General features: G+C 63.1%; 17 protein-coding genes, 1 tRNA gene, 1 pseudogene and 1 riboswitch. Of the genes and pseudogenes, 9 read left to right on the forward strand and 10 right to left on the reverse strand.

Features of this window, described 5'->3' with window-relative positions; genetic code table 11:
* Positions 1-16: 16 nt before the first annotated feature.
* The gene (locus GGR17_RS07700) at positions 17-877 is read right to left on the reverse strand and encodes an SDR family oxidoreductase (protein WP_054540177.1); all 861 of its coding nucleotides are present in this window, start codon (positions 875-877) and stop codon (positions 17-19) included.
* A 154-nt stretch (positions 878-1,031) separates the two neighbouring features.
* On the opposite strand from GGR17_RS07700, the gene GGR17_RS07705 reads away from it, so the two are divergent.
* The 3 genes from GGR17_RS07705 (at position 1,032) to GGR17_RS07715 (ending at position 3,877) form a co-directional block, all read left to right on the forward strand.
* On the forward strand, positions 1,032-2,516 hold the full coding sequence (locus tag GGR17_RS07705) for an AMP nucleosidase (protein ID WP_054540176.1): 1,485 nt from the start codon (positions 1,032-1,034) through the stop codon (positions 2,514-2,516).
* Positions 2,517-2,648: 132 nt separating this feature from the next.
* Positions 2,649-2,936, forward strand: a complete 288-nt coding sequence (locus GGR17_RS07710) for an HU family DNA-binding protein (protein ID WP_037204725.1) — start codon at positions 2,649-2,651, stop codon at positions 2,934-2,936.
* 74 nt (positions 2,937-3,010) lie between these two features.
* Positions 3,011-3,877: a DMT family transporter gene (locus GGR17_RS07715; RefSeq protein ID WP_054540175.1), complete on the forward strand. Its 867-nt coding sequence runs from the start codon at positions 3,011-3,013 to the stop codon at positions 3,875-3,877.
* 53 nt (positions 3,878-3,930) lie between these two features.
* Here the strand turns inward: GGR17_RS07715 and aroC are convergent, their stop codons facing one another.
* The 3 genes from aroC to GGR17_RS07730 all read right to left on the reverse strand — a co-directional run bounded on the left by aroC (position 3,931) and on the right by GGR17_RS07730 (position 7,461).
* Positions 3,931-5,034: a chorismate synthase gene (gene aroC, locus GGR17_RS07720; protein WP_054540174.1), complete on the reverse strand. Its 1,104-nt coding sequence runs from the start codon at positions 5,032-5,034 to the stop codon at positions 3,931-3,933.
* A 123-nt stretch (positions 5,035-5,157) separates the two neighbouring features.
* Positions 5,158-5,598, reverse strand: a complete 441-nt coding sequence (locus tag GGR17_RS07725; protein WP_054540173.1) for a c-type cytochrome — start codon at positions 5,596-5,598, stop codon at positions 5,158-5,160.
* 120 nt (positions 5,599-5,718) lie between these two features.
* On the reverse strand, positions 5,719-7,461 hold the full coding sequence (locus GGR17_RS07730) for a SulP family inorganic anion transporter (protein ID WP_054540172.1): 1,743 nt from the start codon (positions 7,459-7,461) through the stop codon (positions 5,719-5,721).
* A gap of 121 nt (positions 7,462-7,582) precedes the next feature.
* Positions 7,583-7,682, forward strand: a riboswitch (TPP riboswitch).
* Positions 7,683-7,721: 39 nt separating this feature from the next.
* Here GGR17_RS07730 and thiB point away from each other — a divergent pair.
* From thiB to GGR17_RS07755, 5 genes are all read left to right on the forward strand, one after another.
* A complete protein-coding gene (thiB, locus tag GGR17_RS07735) occupies positions 7,722-8,714 on the forward strand; it encodes a thiamine ABC transporter substrate binding subunit (RefSeq protein ID WP_054540171.1) in 993 nt (330 codons plus the stop codon).
* A complete protein-coding gene (locus tag GGR17_RS07740) occupies positions 8,690-10,264 on the forward strand; it encodes a thiamine/thiamine pyrophosphate ABC transporter permease ThiP (RefSeq protein WP_054540170.1) in 1,575 nt (524 codons plus the stop codon). The genes thiB and GGR17_RS07740 overlap by 25 nt, the downstream gene beginning before the upstream one ends.
* Positions 10,251-10,943 (forward strand): thiamine ABC transporter ATP-binding protein, encoded by a 693-nt coding sequence (gene thiQ, locus GGR17_RS07745; protein ID WP_054540169.1) that lies wholly within the window; start codon positions 10,251-10,253, stop codon positions 10,941-10,943. The genes GGR17_RS07740 and thiQ overlap by 14 nt, the downstream gene beginning before the upstream one ends.
* Positions 10,944-11,239: 296 nt before the next feature.
* Complete coding sequence (locus tag GGR17_RS07750) at positions 11,240-11,764, forward strand: hypothetical protein (protein ID WP_157445623.1); 525 nt, start codon at positions 11,240-11,242, stop codon at positions 11,762-11,764.
* A 52-nt stretch (positions 11,765-11,816) separates the two neighbouring features.
* A tRNA-Pro gene (locus GGR17_RS07755) sits at positions 11,817-11,918 on the forward strand.
* Positions 11,919-11,977: 59 nt separating this feature from the next.
* Here the strand turns inward: GGR17_RS07755 and GGR17_RS20465 are convergent.
* The 5 genes and pseudogenes from GGR17_RS20465 to petA form a co-directional block, all read right to left on the reverse strand.
* Positions 11,978-12,223: pseudogene (locus GGR17_RS20465) on the reverse strand (transposase); the annotation flags it as partial.
* 31 nt (positions 12,224-12,254) lie between these two features.
* Complete coding sequence (locus tag GGR17_RS20625) at positions 12,255-12,458, reverse strand: hypothetical protein (protein ID WP_369817425.1); 204 nt, start codon at positions 12,456-12,458, stop codon at positions 12,255-12,257.
* A 362-nt stretch (positions 12,459-12,820) separates the two neighbouring features.
* The gene (locus GGR17_RS07770; protein WP_054540167.1) at positions 12,821-13,609 is read right to left on the reverse strand and encodes a cytochrome c1; all 789 of its coding nucleotides are present in this window, start codon (positions 13,607-13,609) and stop codon (positions 12,821-12,823) included.
* Positions 13,610-13,626: 17 nt separating this feature from the next.
* Positions 13,627-14,973: a cytochrome b gene (petB, locus tag GGR17_RS07775; RefSeq protein ID WP_054540166.1), complete on the reverse strand. Its 1,347-nt coding sequence runs from the start codon at positions 14,971-14,973 to the stop codon at positions 13,627-13,629.
* Positions 14,974-14,984: 11 nt separating this feature from the next.
* Positions 14,985-15,557 carry a ubiquinol-cytochrome c reductase iron-sulfur subunit gene (gene petA, locus GGR17_RS07780; RefSeq protein ID WP_037204857.1) on the reverse strand — a complete coding sequence of 191 codons (573 nt, stop codon included), beginning with the start codon at positions 15,555-15,557 and terminating at the stop codon, positions 14,985-14,987.
* 255 nt (positions 15,558-15,812) lie between these two features.
* Between petA and GGR17_RS07785 the strand changes: the two genes are divergently transcribed.
* Positions 15,813-16,463 carry an outer membrane protein gene (locus GGR17_RS07785; RefSeq protein WP_054540165.1) on the forward strand — a complete coding sequence of 217 codons (651 nt, stop codon included), beginning with the start codon at positions 15,813-15,815 and terminating at the stop codon, positions 16,461-16,463.
* Positions 16,464-16,466: 3 nt separating this feature from the next.
* Here the strand turns inward: GGR17_RS07785 and GGR17_RS07790 are convergent, their stop codons facing one another.
* Positions 16,467-17,075 carry a glutathione S-transferase gene (locus GGR17_RS07790; protein ID WP_054540164.1) on the reverse strand — a complete coding sequence of 203 codons (609 nt, stop codon included), beginning with the start codon at positions 17,073-17,075 and terminating at the stop codon, positions 16,467-16,469.
* Between the last annotated feature and the right edge of the window lie 113 nt (positions 17,076-17,188).

Here is a 17,188-nt window from a genome sequence, read left to right on the forward strand (position 1 = left end):
CAAGATGGTGCCTGGATCAGGCCGGGTCCAGCCCTTCTTCGGCAAGCAATGCAGAAAGACCGTCGCGGTAGGTGGGGTATTTCAGCGCGACGCCCAGCTCGGCCTTGATGCGATCGTTCCGCACCATCTTTGACTCGGCATAGAAACTGCGGGCCATCGGGCTCATCGGGGCCGCGTCTATCGCGACGGCGGGGGGCACGGGCAGGCCAAGCAGGGTGGCGGCATGGGCGATCACATCCTGCGGCGGGGCGGGATCGTCATCGCAGACATTGTAGATGGCGCCGGGGTTGGGGCGGGCGATGGAGGCGGCCAGAACCTGCGCGATGTCGTCCACATGGATGCGGGAAAACACCTGGCCGTCCTTGATGATCCGCCGCGCCGTGCCCGCGCGCAACTTGGCAAAGGGACCGCGGCCGGGGCCATAGATCCCCGCCAGCCGGAAGATGTGCAGCGGCAGGTTCAGCGCCTGCCACCCGGTCTCTGCCGTGACGCGGGCACTGCCCCGTTCGGTTGCGGGGGTCAGCGGTGTATCCTCATCCACCCAGCCGCCGCCATGATCGCCGTAGACACCGGTGGTGGAAAGGTAACCGGCCCATTCCAGATGCTGCGCCCTGGCCAGTTCCGGGCCGAGTTCGGCAAGAACAGGGTCACCTTCCGCGCCCGGAGAGACAGAGCTGAGAAGATGCGTCGCCCCGGCCAGCAGGCCCGCCAGATCGGTGCCGGGCCAGATGACGGGCTCCACCCCTTCCGCCGACAGCCGGGCGGCTTTTTCGGGGCTTCGCGTGGTGGCGATGATGCGCCAGCCGCGTGGCAGAAGAAGCCGCGCCAGCGCCTGCGCGCTATAGCCATGGCCGATGGAGAGAAGCGTTTTTGTCATGCGCGGATCATCGGGCCATCTTTGCCCGACTGCAAGGGCGGGGCTTGATCCGGGCGGCCAAGTCATGACATTGGGGCCATGGATCATATGACGACCCGCCAGAGCACCGGCCCCTTTTTCGCTGGCCCCCTTTTGCCTTCAGGATTTTCCGCGCATGACCGCCTCTGACCAGAACCTGCCGATCGAAACGCCCCCCCTTGTGGAACCGGAAAGCTTCAGCGATCCGGCCGCGGCTGTCGCCCGGCTGTGTCAGCTCTACGAGGATGCGACGGGATTTCTGCGCGACAGGTTTCAGGAAACGCTGTCGGGCAAGCCGCGCACCGCGCGCTACCGCGCCTACTACCCCGAGGTGCGGTTCGTCACCACGACCTATGCGCAGGTCGACAGCCGCCTGAGCTTTGGCCATGTATCCGATCCGGGCACCTATGCCACCACCGTCACCCGGCCCGATCTGTTCGGCAACTATCTGCGCCAGCAGATCGGCCTGCTGATTTCAAACCACGGGGTTTCGGTCAGCGTCGGTTCGTCACGCACGCCGATCCCGGTGCATTTCGCAGTGGCCGGCGATGCATCGGTCACCGTGCCGCAGGACGGGGTGCTGGCGTTTTCGCTGCGCGATGTCTTCGACGTGCCCGACCTGTCCACCACCAATGACGATATCGTCAACGGCTATGGCTTTCAGTATGGCGATGGCGCCGCGCCGCTGGCGCCCTTCACCGCGCAGCGGGTCGATTACTCGCTGGCGCGGCTCAGCCACTACACCGCCACCGGGGCGGAGCATTTCCAGAACCACGTGCTGTTCACCAACTATCAGTTCTACGTCGAAGAGTTCGAGCTTTATGCCCGCAAGATGCTGAAAACGCCCGGCAGCGGCTATGTCAGCCTCGTTGGCCCCGGCAATATCGAGATCACCGATGCCGATGCCCCGATGCCCACGCCCGCGAAACTGCCGCAGATGCCGACCTATCACCTGAAACGCGCGGGCGGCGCCGGGATCACGCTGGTGAACATCGGCGTGGGCCCGTCCAACGCCAAAACCGCGACCGATCATATTGCCGTGCTGCGGCCCCATGCCTGGATGATGGTGGGCCATTGCGCCGGGCTGCGCAACAGCCAGCGGCTTGGCGATTTCGTGCTGGCCCATGCCTATCTGCGCGAAGACCACGTGCTGGATGATGACCTGCCGGTCTGGGTGCCGATCCCGGCGCTGGCCGAGATTCAGGTGGCGCTGGAAGACGCGGTGGAAGAGGTGACTCAGCTCGAAGGTTATGATCTGAAGCAGATCATGCGCACCGGCACCGTGGCCACCATCGACAACCGCAACTGGGAACTGCGCGATCAGTCCGGCCCGGTGCAGCGCCTGTCGCAATCCCGCGCCATCGCGCTGGATATGGAAAGCGCCACGATCGCCGCGAATGGTTACCGGTTCCGGGTGCCCTATGGCACGCTTTTGTGCGTGTCCGACAAGCCCCTGCACGGCGAGCTGAAACTGCCCGGCATGGCCAGCGATTTCTACAAGACACAGGTGTCGCGACACCTGCTGATCGGGATCCGGGCGATGGAAGCGCTGCGCGATATGCCGCTGGAACGCATCCACAGCCGCAAATTGCGCAGTTTCGAGGAAACCGCCTTCCTTTGACGTGGCGGAAATCAGCACAAAATGCGGGAAATCACCCTCTCGCCTCCCACTAATCGTTGTGTCCGCACCCAATATCCCGCTAAATTACGCGGATGAGCCCCGACGCGAGAGGGCAGGAACGAGGAGACAGAAATGGCAAGACCGATGACCAAAACCCAACTGGTTGCCGCCCTGGCCGATGAAATGGGTGCTGACAAGAAAATCGCATCCGCCGCGCTGGATGCGATCACAGGCGTGATCACCAAGGAAGTGGCCGATGGCGGTGCCGTCACGCTGCCCGGCGTTGGCAAGATCTATTGCCGCGAACGGCCCGAGCGTATGGTGCGCAACCCCGCCACCGGCGAGCAGATCAAGAAGGAAGCCGACAAGGTGGTCAAGGTGACGATCGCCAAGGCGTTGAAAGACAGCGTCAACGGCTGATACGGCCGGGGTTGCCCGGACCGCAGAATACTCTAGGGTCGCCTTTCGGCGGCCCTTTTCGTTTGGGAGGAATGATGGATATCCGTGCGCTCGGCATGGGGCTGGCCTTTGCCCTCATGTGGTCCTCGGCCTTTACCTCGGCGCGGTTCATCGTGGCCGACGCCCCGCCGCTCACCGCGCTGGCCATCCGCTTTCTGATCGCCGGCCTGCTGGGCGTGGCCATCGCCCGCGCGATGGGGCAAAGCTGGCGCCTGACGCGGGCGCAATGGCGGGCGACGGTGCTGTTCGGTATCTGCCAGAACGCGCTCTACCTCGGCCTGAACTTCGTGGCGATGCAGACGATCGAGGCCTCGCTGGCCGCAATCATCGCGTCGTCCATGCCGCTGATGGTCGGGGCGGCCGGCTGGCTGATCTATGGAGAGCGGTTGCCCGCCCTGGGCATCGCCGGGCTGGTCGCGGGCTTTGCCGGGGTGGCGGTGATCATGGCCAGCCGGATCGAGGGCGGCGCCGATACCTACGGGCTGGCCCTGTGCCTTCTGGGGGTGCTGGCCCTCACCTTCGCCACGCTGGCGGTGCGCGGCGCCTCGTCGGGCGGGAACGTCCTGATGATCGTCGGTCTGCAGATGCTGGTCGGCAGCGCGGTCCTGAGCGTCGCCGCCCTGAGCCTCGAAACCTGGGAGGTCACGTGGAGCGGGTCTCTGATCGCCGCCTTCATCTATACAACCCTCGTGCCGGGGCTGGCGGCAACGCTCACCTGGTTCCTGCTGGTGCGCCGCATCGGTACGGTCCGCGCCGCGACCTTCCATTTTCTCAACCCGTTTCTCGGCGTGCTTATCGCCGCCCTCTTTCTGGGAGAGGCGCTCGGCCCCATGGATATCGCCGGTGTGCTGATCATCGCCGCGGGCATTCTCGCGGTACAACTGGCCAAACAGCCGCGCTGAGCTTCATCTTTCCGAAAATATCCCCGCCGGAGGCATGAAGTCGCCGGCGCGCCCTATCCGATCTTTCCGCGGTTTTCGCCGATCTGCCCCCGGTGCAGCAGCACATGATCCAGCAAAACGCAGGCCATCATCGCTTCGCCCACCGGCACGGCCCGGATGCCGACACAGGGATCGTGCCGGCCCTTGGTGACAATCTCGGCCGCCGCGCCCGAACGCGTGATCGTCTTGCGCGGTGTCAGGATTGACGAGGTCGGCTTTACCGCGAACCGCACCACAACCTCCTGGCCGGTGGAAATGCCGCCCAGAATGCCGCCGGCGTGGTTGGAGGAAAACACCGGCTGCCCGTCGTTCCCCATGAAGATCTCATCGGCATTCTCGACGCCTGTCAGCGCGGCGCTGGCCATGCCATCGCCGATTTCCACGCCCTTCACCGCGTTGATCGACATCATCGCGGCGGCCAGATCCGTGTCCAGCTTGCCATAAACCGGGGCGCCGAGCCCGGCGGGCAGGCCACGGGCGACGACCTCGATCACCGCGCCGACGGAGTTGCCGCTCTTGCGCAGATCGTCCAGATAGGCGGCCCAGTCCTCGGCGGCTTTCGCATCGGGCGTCCAGAACGGGTTGCGCCCGATCTCGTCCCGGTCGAAGCGGGCGCGGTCGATGCCGTGCGGGCCCATCTGAACCATGTAGCCAGTGATCTCCAGCCCCGGCACCAGCGTTTTCAGCGCTTCGCGTGCCACGCCGCCGGCGGCCACGCGCGCCGCGGTTTCGCGGGCCGAAGACCGGCCGCCGCCGCGATAGTCCCGTATCCCGTATTTCTGCCAATAGGTGATATCGGCATGGCCGGGCCGGAATTTCTCGGCGATATCGCCGTAATCCTTCGAACGCTGGTCGGTGTTTTCGACCATCAGCTGAATCGGCGTGCCCGTCGTCTGGCCCTCGAACACGCCTGACAGGATCTTCACCTCATCGGCCTCGCGCCGCTGGGTGGTGAACTTGCTCTGCCCCGGTTTGCGCTTGTCCAGCCAGTGCTGCAGCATCGCCGCGTCCACCGGCACGCCCGGCGGGCAGCCGTCGACCGTGGCGCCGAGCGCGGGGCCGTGGCTTTCGCCCCAGGTCGTGACGCGGAACAGGTGGCCGAAGGTGTTGATGCTCATGCGCTGTGCTCCTTTTCACGGCGGGAATAGCCGCAGGGGCCGTGTGCCGCAAGCCTGGACAGGCCCATGAAAAAGGCCGCCGTGGGGAAACCCGGGCGGCCTTCATGCTTTCGTTGGGGTCGCTTACATGGCCGAAAGGCTGGCCAGATAGGCGTACAGGTTTTCTGCGTCGCCTTCCTTGCGAACCTTGAAAGACATGTTCGAACGCGCGCCGCTGTCGCCGGTCACTTCCTTGAGGAAGCTGCTCGGGTCTTTTACATATTCCGCGAAAGCCTCTTCATTCCAGACCAGCCCGGCCTCGCCGGCGGCCTGCAGGCCCTTGGAGTATTTGAACCCCTCGACAGACCCGGCCGGGCGCCCCGCGATGCCGTAAAGGTTCGGGCCGGTTTTGGCCTTTCTCCCGGCCAGCGTTTCGCCGGCGTCATTCACCACCACATGGCAGGCGATGCACTGGCGAAACGCTTTTTCCCCGGCGGCCACGTCGCCCGACGCGCCGTGGCTGTCGGCGAAGGCGGGCGCGGCGGCCAGAAGGCCGGCGGTGGCAAGGGCGAGTTTAAGCTTCATTGGGTCACTCCCTGAGTTTCTCGAATTTCCCGTGTAACATTAAGTGTACGCGGGCGCTGGTCAAACCTGCTGGCTCTGTTCCGGCACAACTTTCCGCCGATCGCGACAACGTGCCGCCAATCAGGCCCGTTTTTGTTTTGCGGGCGTCAGTTCCCTGACGGCGCCATACTGGGTCAGAAACACCCGGCCCGAAAGTTCGTGCAGGAAATGGGTGCGGCTGAGCCTGTCCATCACCGGGCCCTTTACCTCTGAAAGGTGCAGTTTCAGGCCCATATCGGTCAGTCTGTGGTCGATCGCCTCGAGCGATTCAAGCGCGGAAGTGTCGATGTCATTCACCGCAGAGCACATCAGGATCACATGCTTGAGCTGCTTGTCGCCCACGACGCGGTCATAAAGGTAATCCTCCAGATAGCGGGCATTGGCGAAATAGAGGTTCTCGTCCACCCGGATGGTCAGGATCTCGGGCGAGGTTTCTACCTTGTGACGTTCGATATTGCGGAAATGTTCGGTGCCGGGCACCAGGCCGACCTCGGCGATATGCGGGCGCGAGGTGCGGTAGAGATACAGAAGGATGGAGATCAGGACACCGGAAGAAACGCCAAGCTCGACCCCGAAGCCGAGGGTCAGCAGGATGGTTGCGGCGACGGCGGCGAAATCGGCCTTGTTATAGGTCCAGGTGGTGCGCAGGATCGAGAAATCGACGAGTGACAGAACCGCCACGATGATGGTGGCCGCAAGCGTGGCCTTGGGCAGGAAGAAGATGAGCGGCGTCAGCGCGAGCGTGGCCAGCGCGATGCCCACGGCGGTAAAGGCCCCGGCGGCGGGGGTTTCGGCGCCGGCGTCGTAATTCACCACCGACCGGGAAAACCCGCCGGTGACCGGGTAACCGCCACTGATCGACGCCGCGATATTGGAGGCCCCCAGCCCGATCAGTTCCTGATCCGGGACGATGCGCTGGCGTTTCTTGGCGGCCAGTGTCTGCGCGACAGAGACGGATTCGACAAACCCGATGATCGAGATCAGAACCGCCGAGCCTATGAGGCTCGTCCAGATCTCCATGTCGAATTTCGGGATGGTCAGCGGCGGCAGGCCCTTCGGGATGTCGCCGACGATGGCGACGCCGCGATCGTTCAGCCCGAGTGCCCAGGTTACCAGCGTGGTCACGACCACCGCGGCCACCGGCCCGGCCTTGGCCAGGATATCCGACAGTTTCGGCGGAATGCCGGCGGCGATCAGACGTGGCTTCAGCCCCTTGCGGACCCAGAAGAGAAAGGCCGTGGTCGGCACGCCGATGGCCAGCGTCCAGAAATTCACCTCGGCCAGATGCGCCAGGATCGAGTGCACCAGTTCCAGCAGGTTGTGGCCCGAGGCCGGTATGCCCAGGATATGCTTGAGCTGGCTGGTGGCGATGATGATCCCCGAGGCGGTGATGAACCCCGCGATCACCGGATGGCTGAGAAAGTTGGCCAGAAAGCCCAGCCGGAAAAAACCCATCACCAGCAGCACCAGCCCCGACAGGAACGCCAGGATAATCGCGGCTGCGGCATATTCCGGTGTGCCCTGCAGCGCCAGGTTGCCCACCGCGGCCGCCGTCATCAGCGAGACCACCGCGACCGGCCCCACCGCCAGCGCGCGGGAGGTGCCGAAGATGGCATAGGCCATCAGCGGAAGGATCGAGGCATAAAGCCCCATCTCGGCCGGAAGGCCCGCAAGCAGCGCATAGGCCAGCGACTGCGGGATCAGCATGATCGTCACGATCACCGCTGCGACGATGTCATTGGTGAATGTATCGCGGTTGTAGCGTTTCCCCCAATCAAGGATCGGCAGGTAGCGTTCGAAAGCTCTCAGGGCTGGAAGGCGCACGGGAAGGTGTCTTTCATATTCAGAATTTATGATGTGATTAAGGCTGCCCGCCCGGAATTACAAGAACGATGGCCCCAACAACCGCGTTCGCTTGCCCCGCGTCAAGCGGTGTATTACGGTCGGCGATACCTCGGGGTGCCCTGTCCGGGCTGAGATGCATCCGCGAACCCGTTGAACCTGAACCGGTTAAGACCGGCGGAGGGAAGGTAACTGGACAAACTCCATACCCTGACCCCGCCCGTCGTGGATGGAGGATGACCATGAGATATCCGATTTTCGCTGCGGGAGCCCTGCTTGCCACCATGGCTGGTGCCCAGACGCCTGTGCTCACCGTTTATACCTATGACAGTTTCATTTCCGAATGGGGGCCGGGGCCGCAGGTGGAGGCCGCCTTCGAGGCGACATGCGGCTGCGATCTGCAGTTCGTCGGCGCGGGGGATGGCGCCGCGCTGCTGGGCCGGCTGCGGCTCGAGGGCAAGCGGACACATGCCGACGTGGTGCTGGGGCTCGATACCAACCTGACAGCCGCCGCCGCCGAAACCGGGCTGTTCGCGCCGCATGGGGTGGCGGATGTGGCTCTATCTTTGCCGGTTTCGTGGGAAGATGAGCTCTTTCTGCCCTACGACTGGGGCTATTTCGCATTCGTGTATGACAAGACGAAACTGCCGCACCCGCCCGCCAGTTTTGCCGAACTGGCCGCCGCGCCAAAGGCGCTGAAGATCGTTATTCAGGATCCGCGGTCCTCCACACCGGGCCTAGGCCTGCTGTTGTGGGTCAAGGCGGCCTATGGTGACGGGGCGCAGGCGATGTGGCAGGGGCTGGCGCCGCATATCCTGACCGTGACCAAAGGCTGGTCGGAGGCTTATGGCATGTTCCTTGAGGGCGAGGCCGATATGGTGCTGTCCTACACCACCTCGCCCGCCTATCACATCATCGCGGAAGGGGATGACACCAAGGCCGCCGCGCCCTTCGCCGAGGGGCATTACATGCAGGTCGAGGTGGCGGGCCGGATCGCCTCTTCCGATCAGCCGGAACTGGCGCAGGAGTTTCTGCGGTTCATGCTGTCGGAGACGTTCCAGTCGATCATCCCTACGACCAACTGGATGTATCCCGCCGTGATCCCCGATGGCGGCCTGCCCGAAGGGTTTTCCGCGCCACTTCCGCCGGAACAGTCCCTGATTTACCCGGCCGCGGAGGCTGCGGCGATGCGTGACAAGGCGCTAGAGGAATGGCGCGCCGCGCTCAGCCGATAGGCGCCAGCGTCTGGGTCGGGGCGGCGGTGGCCGCCCTGATCCTGTCGCTGACGCTGGGCACGCTGGGGGCGGTGTTCCTGCGCGCCGAACGGTTCTCGGCGCTTGGCCCGGCGGATTGGGCGGCGGTGCGGTTCACGCTGATGCAGGCCACCCTGTCGGCTTTTCTGAGCGTCGCGCTGGCGGTGCCGGTCGCGCGGGCGCTGGCACGGCGGCGATTTCCTGGCCGGGGCCTGCTGATCACGCTGCTCGGGGCGCCGTTCATTCTGCCCGTCATCGTTGTGGTTTTGGGAATTCTGGCCGTATTCGGGCGGAATGGTCTCTTGAATTCGGCTCTTGGTGTGGTCGGGATCGGCCCGCTTTCCGTCTATGGGTTGCAGGGCGTGCTGATCGCGCATGTGTTCTTCAACCTGCCGCTGGCAACCCGGCTGATCCTGCAAGGATGGCTTTCGATCCCGGCAGAGCGGTTCCGGCTGGCGGCGTCGCTCGGGTTTGCCGCCCGCGATGTGACCCGCTGGCTGGAACGCCCGATGCTGCGCGCGGTTGTGCCGGGCGCCTTCATGGTGATCTTCGTGATCTGCATGACCAGCTTCGCGGTGGCACTGACGCTGGGCGGCGGGCCGAAGGCGACCACCGTGGAACTGGCGATCTATCAGGCGTTTCGATTCGAGTTCGACCTGTCGCGTGCGGCGCTTCTGGCACTGGTGCAATTCGGCCTGTCGGCCATCGCGGCGGCGCTCACGTTGTGGGTGGCGGTGCCGAGTGTCAGCGGTGCGGGGCTTGACCGGATCGTCGCCCGCTGGGACGCGCGGCATCGGGGCCTGAGGCTGCTGGACGGCGCCTGGATCGCGCTGGCCGCGCTGTTCCTGATCCTGCCGCTGGCGATGATCGTGGCAGACGGGCTGCGTGCATTGTTCACGCTGCCCCCATCGGTTTTCGCGGCGGCAGGGCGGTCGGTGGCGGTGGCGCTTGGGTCTGCCGTGCTGACCCTGGCGCTGGCCTTGCCGCTCTCGCTGGCGGCCGTGCGGCTGGGCCGGGGCATCGCGGGCGGGATGATGGAGGGGGTGGGCGCATTGGCCATCGCCGCCTCGCCGCTGGTGATCGGCACGGGGCTGTTCATTCTGCTGTTTCCAATCGCCGATCCCGTGGCGCTGGCCCTGCCGGTCACGGCGGTTGTGAATGCGGTGATGAGCCTGCCCTTTGCCACCCGCGCGCTGGTGCCCGCGCTGCGCGATGCAGAGGAGAGCTATGGCAAGCTGGCCCGAAGCCTTGGCATGCGCGGCTTTACCCATCTGCGCCTTGTGCTGCTGCCGCGCCTGCGCCGCCCGATCGGGTTTTCGGCCGGGCTGGCGGCGGCGCTGTCGATGGGCGATCTCGGGGTGATCGCGTTGTTCGCCGATCCGTCGCAGGCGACGCTGCCGTTGCAGCTTTACCGGCTGATGGCGGCTTACCGGATGGAACAGGCGGCAGGCGCGGCACTGTTGCTGCTGATCCTGAGCCTCGGCCTGTTCTGGCTGTTCGACAGAGGGGGGCGTGTGGATGCTGACGCTTGAGAAGATCGTGATCCGTCAGGGCACGTTCGTGTTGCGCGCGGATTTCAGCGTGCCCGCCGGCGCGCGGGTGGCGGTGATCGGGCCTTCGGGGGCCGGAAAATCCACTCTGCTGGACGTGATTTCCGGCTTTTTCGCGCCCGAGTCGGGGCGCGTGCTGTGGAACGGGCAGGATCTGGCGCCGCTGGCCCCCGGCGGTCGGCCGATCAGCGTTCTGTTTCAGGACAACAATCTTTTCCCGCATATGACCGTGGCGCAGAATGTCGGCCTTGGTCTGCGGCCCGATCTGCGACTAAGCGCGGCAGAGCAGGTCAAGGTGCAACAGAGCCTTGATCGGGTTGGGTTGGGCGGTTTGGCCGCGCGCAAGCCGGCGGCCCTGTCCGGCGGACAGCGCAGCCGGGTCGCGCTGGCGCGGGTGCTGTTGCGGGCGCGGCCATTGCTGCTGCTGGACGAGCCGTTCGGCGCGCTGGGTCCGGCGCTGAAGGCGGAAATGCTGGCGCTTGTCTGCGAGCTGGCGCAGGAAACCGGCGCAACGGTTCTGATGGTGACGCATGACCCGCAGGAAGCGGTGATGGTGGCCGGGCAGACGATTCTGGTGGCGGAAGGCATGGCGCATCCGCCGCGCGATACCAAGGCGCTGTTCGCGGATCCGCCCGCCGCCCTGCGTGCCTATCTGGGTTAGGCAAAGAAAAAGACGATGTTATACTTTGCGTACCCGCCGCCGTGGTTAACCTGAACGCATCAGAAATGGCGTGCGGTTAGTCTTCCTTCTTGTCGTCTGCTTCCGGCTTCTTTGTCAGGTCGAGCTTGCCCATGATCCTGTCAAGGGCATCGTCGGACGTGTCCGTTTCTACCTCGCTGGCGGCTTCTTTGAAGCGCTTTACTTGTTCTTCATTTGTTTTTTACCGATCATAATCTCACCTTGCGTTGTTATGGTTTTCGTCATAACGTCTCCGCAGCATTAAGAAGGGGCGACTCATGAGCAGCACCAACATTGACGAGATTGCCGCGATTATTCGCCGTATTGAATCGGCTGCATATGAGCGCGGCAAAGTGGACGCCAAGCGTGAAATGCTGGCGCATCTTACATCTGTAGACTCTGATATAAAAGCGCCAGTTGCAGAACCTAGAGCGCACAAGGTTTCTGATCCTGTGCATATCGATGATAGACCAGCATCGGAGCGAAAGCGCGCTCCTAAAGGCATTGTTCCAAGATTTGTGATGGAAGTTCTGGCGTCAAATCCTGGCTTAACCCCGAAGGAAATCTCCAATCGTGCGGCAACGGATTTTGAGAAGATGATAAAGGCTACGTCCATCAGAAGCGAACTGCGCAACGGAAAAGCATCGGGGAAATACAGAGAGGACAGCGGTCGCTGGTTCTTGGCGCAAACGAATAAAGGTGAAGCGGAGGAACAATCCTTGCCTGGAGAACCCTCCGCTTCGAACTCTAACCACGAAAGGACAAAAGATGCCCCCTCCGTAGATGCTGACGACTTGATATAGTATCAAGCAAACCGCCCTTCACCCAGCGCTAGTAGGGTTGGGGCGGACCACTGCGGACGTGGTGGAAATGGTAGACATAGTAGCTTTGGATGCTACGGGGGCCGCCCTAGGAAGCACTCGCCCCGTGCCGGTTCAAGTCCGGTCGTCCGCACCACTTTTTTATAACATACTGACTCCATTGGCAATTCCTAAGTAGATAGGATTGCCAATAACTTAGTCGTTTAGGGGCTGCTTATACGTCAGCCTTTTTCCTACGATCGACTGCAGAGCAAGGTCAGCCCGAAGTCGATCATCCGCACCATTAGCTATACGGTTGTTATGCCGGAACTCAAACTCAGCCGCATAGCGGTGGAGATGCTTCTTGGCGCAGTGCTGGTAGACGCCCTTCACGCCGCGCTTAAAGATGCTGAAATAGCATTCAATCGTGTTTGTCTGAACGTTACCGCGAACGTAGTTGCCCTTGCTATGCGTCGCAAAGTCTTAGCCCATCTTAGAATACTGGCCCCCCTCGTCCGTGTGGACAATTGCTTCTTTGGCGATATTTTTCGCGAAGGACAGGGAGAAGCGTGGCCTTAGACACATCCTTAACAACGAAAGAGTTTGAGCGGCCCGTTGTGCGGTCTACAAGGCTTAGCATGGCGTTCTTGTGAGCGTAGCCACGTGCGGCCTCGGCTTTCTTGTGCTTCTGGCCGATGAATGTTTCGTCAACTTCGACAACCCCACCGCCAGATCCGAACTGGAAAGTGCGGTCTGAGCGCATAGCTTCGCGGATACGGTGCGACATGAACCATGCGGTCTTAAGTGTGACGCCGAGGGTGTGGTGAAGTTGATTCTGCTGATACCCTTCTTGCTGGCGCACATCAGGTAGACGGCCTGCAGCCAGAGGTTCATCGGAACGTGGCTGGGAGATCAGCTGACAACAAATCGTAGCTTACGTCAGTGTCCGAATTTCGGGGGGTAGCTCATATTTGGAGTGGGTACGTCAAGTATAATATCTCTAAGAAAAAGGCGGGCCATTTTGTGGCCCGCCTTCTCAATTCCCGGATCGGTTCGGCCTCAGGCCGTTTTCTTGCCCTTGAGCGGGGCCCAGATCCGTTTGTTCGTCCAATAGAGCAGAACCGTGAGGATCACCAGAAACACGACGCCGGTGAAACCGGCCTGTTTGCGGGCCATCATCTTGGGTTCTGCGGCCCACATCAGGAAGGCGGCGACATCTTCCGCCTCATGGTGGATCTCGTTGGAATGTCCATCGGCATATTCCACATCCTCGCCGACCAGCGGCGGGGCCATGGCGATCCAGCCGCCGGGGAAGGCGGTGTTGCCGTAGTAGAGCGTTCCGGCCTCTTCCTTTTCCTCGCCGGTAAAGCTGGTGAGGATCGCGACGATATGCTCCGGCCCGCCGATGCCCTTGAACAGCTGGCTGAGACCGGTGCCATAGGGCCCGTGGAAGCCCGCGCGCGCCTTGGCCATCAGGCTGAGGTCGGGCGCGTTGTCCAGGCTGGAGGTCGGGAAGTGATCGGTCGGGGTGGCGGGGCGGTAATCATCCAGCGCCGGGTCGAACACTTCGTAAAACTCCGCATAGGCGCGAACCTGATCCTCGGGCAGCGCGGGGCCGCCCTCGTCGCCCAGGGCGCGCAGCGGCACGTAGCGCAGACCGTGGCAGGAAGCACAGACCTCGGTGTAAACCTGAAGGCCGCGCTGCAGCTGCATTTGGTCGAACTTGCCGAACGGGCCTTCGAACGAGAAGTCCACGTCGTGGGTGGTGGCTTCGCCGCCTGCCGCGAACGCGGCGCCCGTGGTCAGGGCGAGGGCGGAAAGCGCCGAAAGGGTGAGTTTCCTGATCATGTTTTTGATCCTTTCTCTCACTCGGCCGGGGCCGGCTGGGCCGCGGCCCCGTCGGTTCCGCCCTTGCCGTAATGGGCGTTGAAGTCTTCTTCGATGGTGGCTGGCTGTGCCGTCGGCTTCTCGATCACGCCGAGCAGTGGCAGGATCACGAAGAAATAGGCAAACCAGTAGGTCGCGGCGATCAGCGAGATCCAGTCATACGGGAACTCTGTGCTTTGCGCACCCACCCACATCAGAACCACGAAATCGATGCACAGCAGGGCGAACCACCATTTGAACATCGGCCGGTACTTGCCCGAACGCACCGAAGAGGTATCGAGCCAGGGAGCCAGCGCCATCGCGACGATCGAGCCGAACATGGCCAGCACGCCGAAGAACTTGGCATTGACGATGCCGAAGGTGATGAATTCGACGAATTGCACCGCCCAGACTTCGGAGGTGAAGGCGCGCAGGATCGCGTAGAAGGGCAGGAAGTACCATTCCGGAACGATATGCGCGGGCGTCGAAAGCGGGTTCGCCTCGATGTAGTTGTCGGGGTGGCCCAGATAGTTCGGCATGAAGCCGACGATCGCGAAGAACACCACCAGGATCACACCCAGCGCGAACAGGTCCTTCATCACGAAATAGGGCCAGAAAGGAACAGTGTCTTTCTCGGCCTCGGCTTTCGAGCTACGGCGCACCTCGACCCCGGTGGGGTTGTTGTTGCCGGTGGAATGGAAGGCCCAGATATGCACCGCCACCAGCGCCGCGATCACGAAGGGCAGCAGGTAGTGCAGGCTGAAGAAGCGGTTCAGCGTGGCGTTGTCCACCGCAGGCCCGCCGAGCAGCCAGGTCTGGATGCTGTCGCCGATGAACGGGATCGCACCAAACAGGCCGGTGATCACCGTGGCACCCCAGAACGACATCTGGCCCCAGGGCAGAACATAGCCCATGAAGGCGGTGCCCATCATGCACAGATAGATCAGCATGCCGATGATCCAGGTGACTTCACGCGGCGCCTTGTAAGAGCCGTAGTAGAAACCGCGGAACAGGTGCAGATAGACTGCCACGAAGAACAGCGAGGCGCCGTTGGCATGCAGGTAGCGCAGCATGTGGCCACCGTTCACGTCGCGCATGATATGCTCGACCGAGGCAAAGGCCATGTCGGCATGCGGGGTGTAGTGCATCGCCAGAACGATGCCGGTGACGATCTGCAGCGCCAGGCAGAAGGTCAGGACGATACCCCAGATCCACATCCAGTTCAGGTTCTTGGGGGTGGGGATCATCAGCGTGTCATAAAGCAGCCCAACGATGGGCAGGCGGCGATGAAGCCATTTCTCGGCCCCGGTCGTCGGTTCGTAATGGTCGTGCGGAATTCCGGACATCGTGTTCTCCCTCAACCCAGCTTGATCGTCGTCTCATCCGCGAACTCGGCGACGGGAATCCACAGATTCTCGGGCGCGGGGCCTTTGCGGATGCGCCCGGCAGTGTCGTAATGCGAGCCGTGGCAGGGGCAGAACCAGCCGCCGAAATCACCCGAGGCATTGCCGATCGGCACGCAGCCCAGATGGGTGCACACACCGATCATCACCAGCCATTCGCCGGCTTCGTCCAGCGTGCGGTTCTGGTCTTCGGCGGTGGCGTCGGGAGACAGGTTGGGGTTTTCGGAGGTTTTGTCGATCAGGTCGGACAGCGGCACGGCGCGGGCGGCTTCGATCTCTTCCTGGGTGCGGCGGCGCACGAAGATCGGCTTGCCAAGATACTTGACGGTCAGCTGGGTGCCGACCTCGACACCGGACACATCGACGCGGATGGAGCTGAGCGCCTGCACGTCGGCCGATGGGTTCATCTGATTTACCAGAGGCCAGACAGCGGCGCCTGCGGTTACCGCGGCAGCGCCTGCCGTGGCGTAGTAGAGAAAATCGCGGCGGGTGCTGCCGTGGTCACTTTCTGCTTCTGCGTGGGACAAGAGAAAACTCCCTTCTTTGGCCATTCTATCGGGCCACGACGGCAGCGCAGCCTCACGCGCGGTTACTTAGCGGGGTTGTAAGCCAACGTCTAGAAGTCATTGCCCGCATGAGACGATTTCACAACCCTGTGGCGCCGGGGGCGGCATTTTCCGCAGCCCCGCGACGAAGTGATGCGGAGTTTTGCGGTTGCGCCTGCGGGCGGGTTTTGCCAGCATGCCGTGCAATCCGGCATACCGCCTTGATCGGAGTCTCCCATGAAGCCCCTCATCCTTGCCATCCTCCCTGTCGCGTTTCTTGCCACCCCGGCGGCCGCAGAGGTGGAGATCAGCGTTTACACCGGTGTGCAGAGCGCGCCGCACAGCACGATCAAGGGCAACGATCCGGGCGGTGTCGGGGTGTTCGACTATAACGCGGGCTGGGACGGCAAATCGTTCGACATGCCGCCCTATTACGGCTTTCGCGCGACCTGGTGGCGCACCGAGCGTGTCGGCTTCGCGCTGGAGTTCAACCACGCCAAGGTCTATGCCGATGACGAGACGCTGGCGGACACCGGGTTCAGCCGGCTGGAGTTCACCGATGGCCTGAACATCGTGACACTGAACGCCTTCTATCGCTGGCCGTCCGAGTCGCGCCGGTGGACGCCCTATGTCGGCGCGGGGGCCGGTGTTGCCATTCCGCATGTCGATATCCAGTCGGCCGGGGGCAAGACATTCGAGTATCAGCTGACAGGGCCCGCGCTTCAGCTTGTTGCCGGTGCAAGCTATGACCTGAACGACAAATGGGCGGTGTTCGGCGAATACAAGGGCACCTATACCCAGAACGAGGCGGATCTTGATAACGGCGGAACGCTGGAGACGGACCTCATCACCAATGCGCTGAACATCGGGCTGACCTTCCGCTTCTGACGATCAGCCCACGGGTATCGTGGCCTGCATCGACGGCCGCTGAGTGAATTCGGCGCACCAGCCTGCCAGCGCGGGCCGATCGCCGCGCCAGTCGCGGTTGCCGAGGCGGAAATCGAGATAGGCCAGCGCGCAGCCGGTGGCGATCTGCCCGATGTCCAGCCGGGCGGTGGCCAGATGATCCATCCAGTGGGTTTCGAGCGCATCCAGCGCGCGTACGATCTTTTGCCACTGCGCCTCGCCCCAGTCTTCCACGCGCATCTCTTCGGGCCGGCAGCGTATCTCGTACATCATCAGGACGGCGGCATCCATGATGCCGTCTGCCGTCGCCTCGAGCGTCAGCGATTCCCAGATACCCGCCTCGGGATAAAGCGTGCCATCGGCCCGGGCGTCGAGGAAGCGGCAGATCACCCGGCTGTCATAGATCGCCGGGCCATCGTCGCGAAGCAGCGTGGGAACCTTGCCGAGCGGGTTATGCGCGGTCGGCATATTCTGCGAGGCGAGGGGATGGCCCGAAGCAGGGAGGAGTTCTACCGCCGGCAGTTGTCCGGTTTCGTGCAGGACCACCATGACCTTGCGCACGAAAGGCGAGGTGGGGGAGTGGAAAAGCTGCATGTGCGTCCTCGGGTCGATTCACCGGGGCGCAGGGTATGGTGCCGGATGCGCCCTGTCCATTCACCACCGCGTGTGTGCGGCGGAGAAGTTTCATGCCTCCGGCGGGGATATTT

This window comes from Actibacterium naphthalenivorans, assembly GCF_014196965.1.
GTDB classification, from domain to species: Bacteria; Pseudomonadota; Alphaproteobacteria; order Rhodobacterales; family Rhodobacteraceae; genus Actibacterium_A; species Actibacterium_A naphthalenivorans.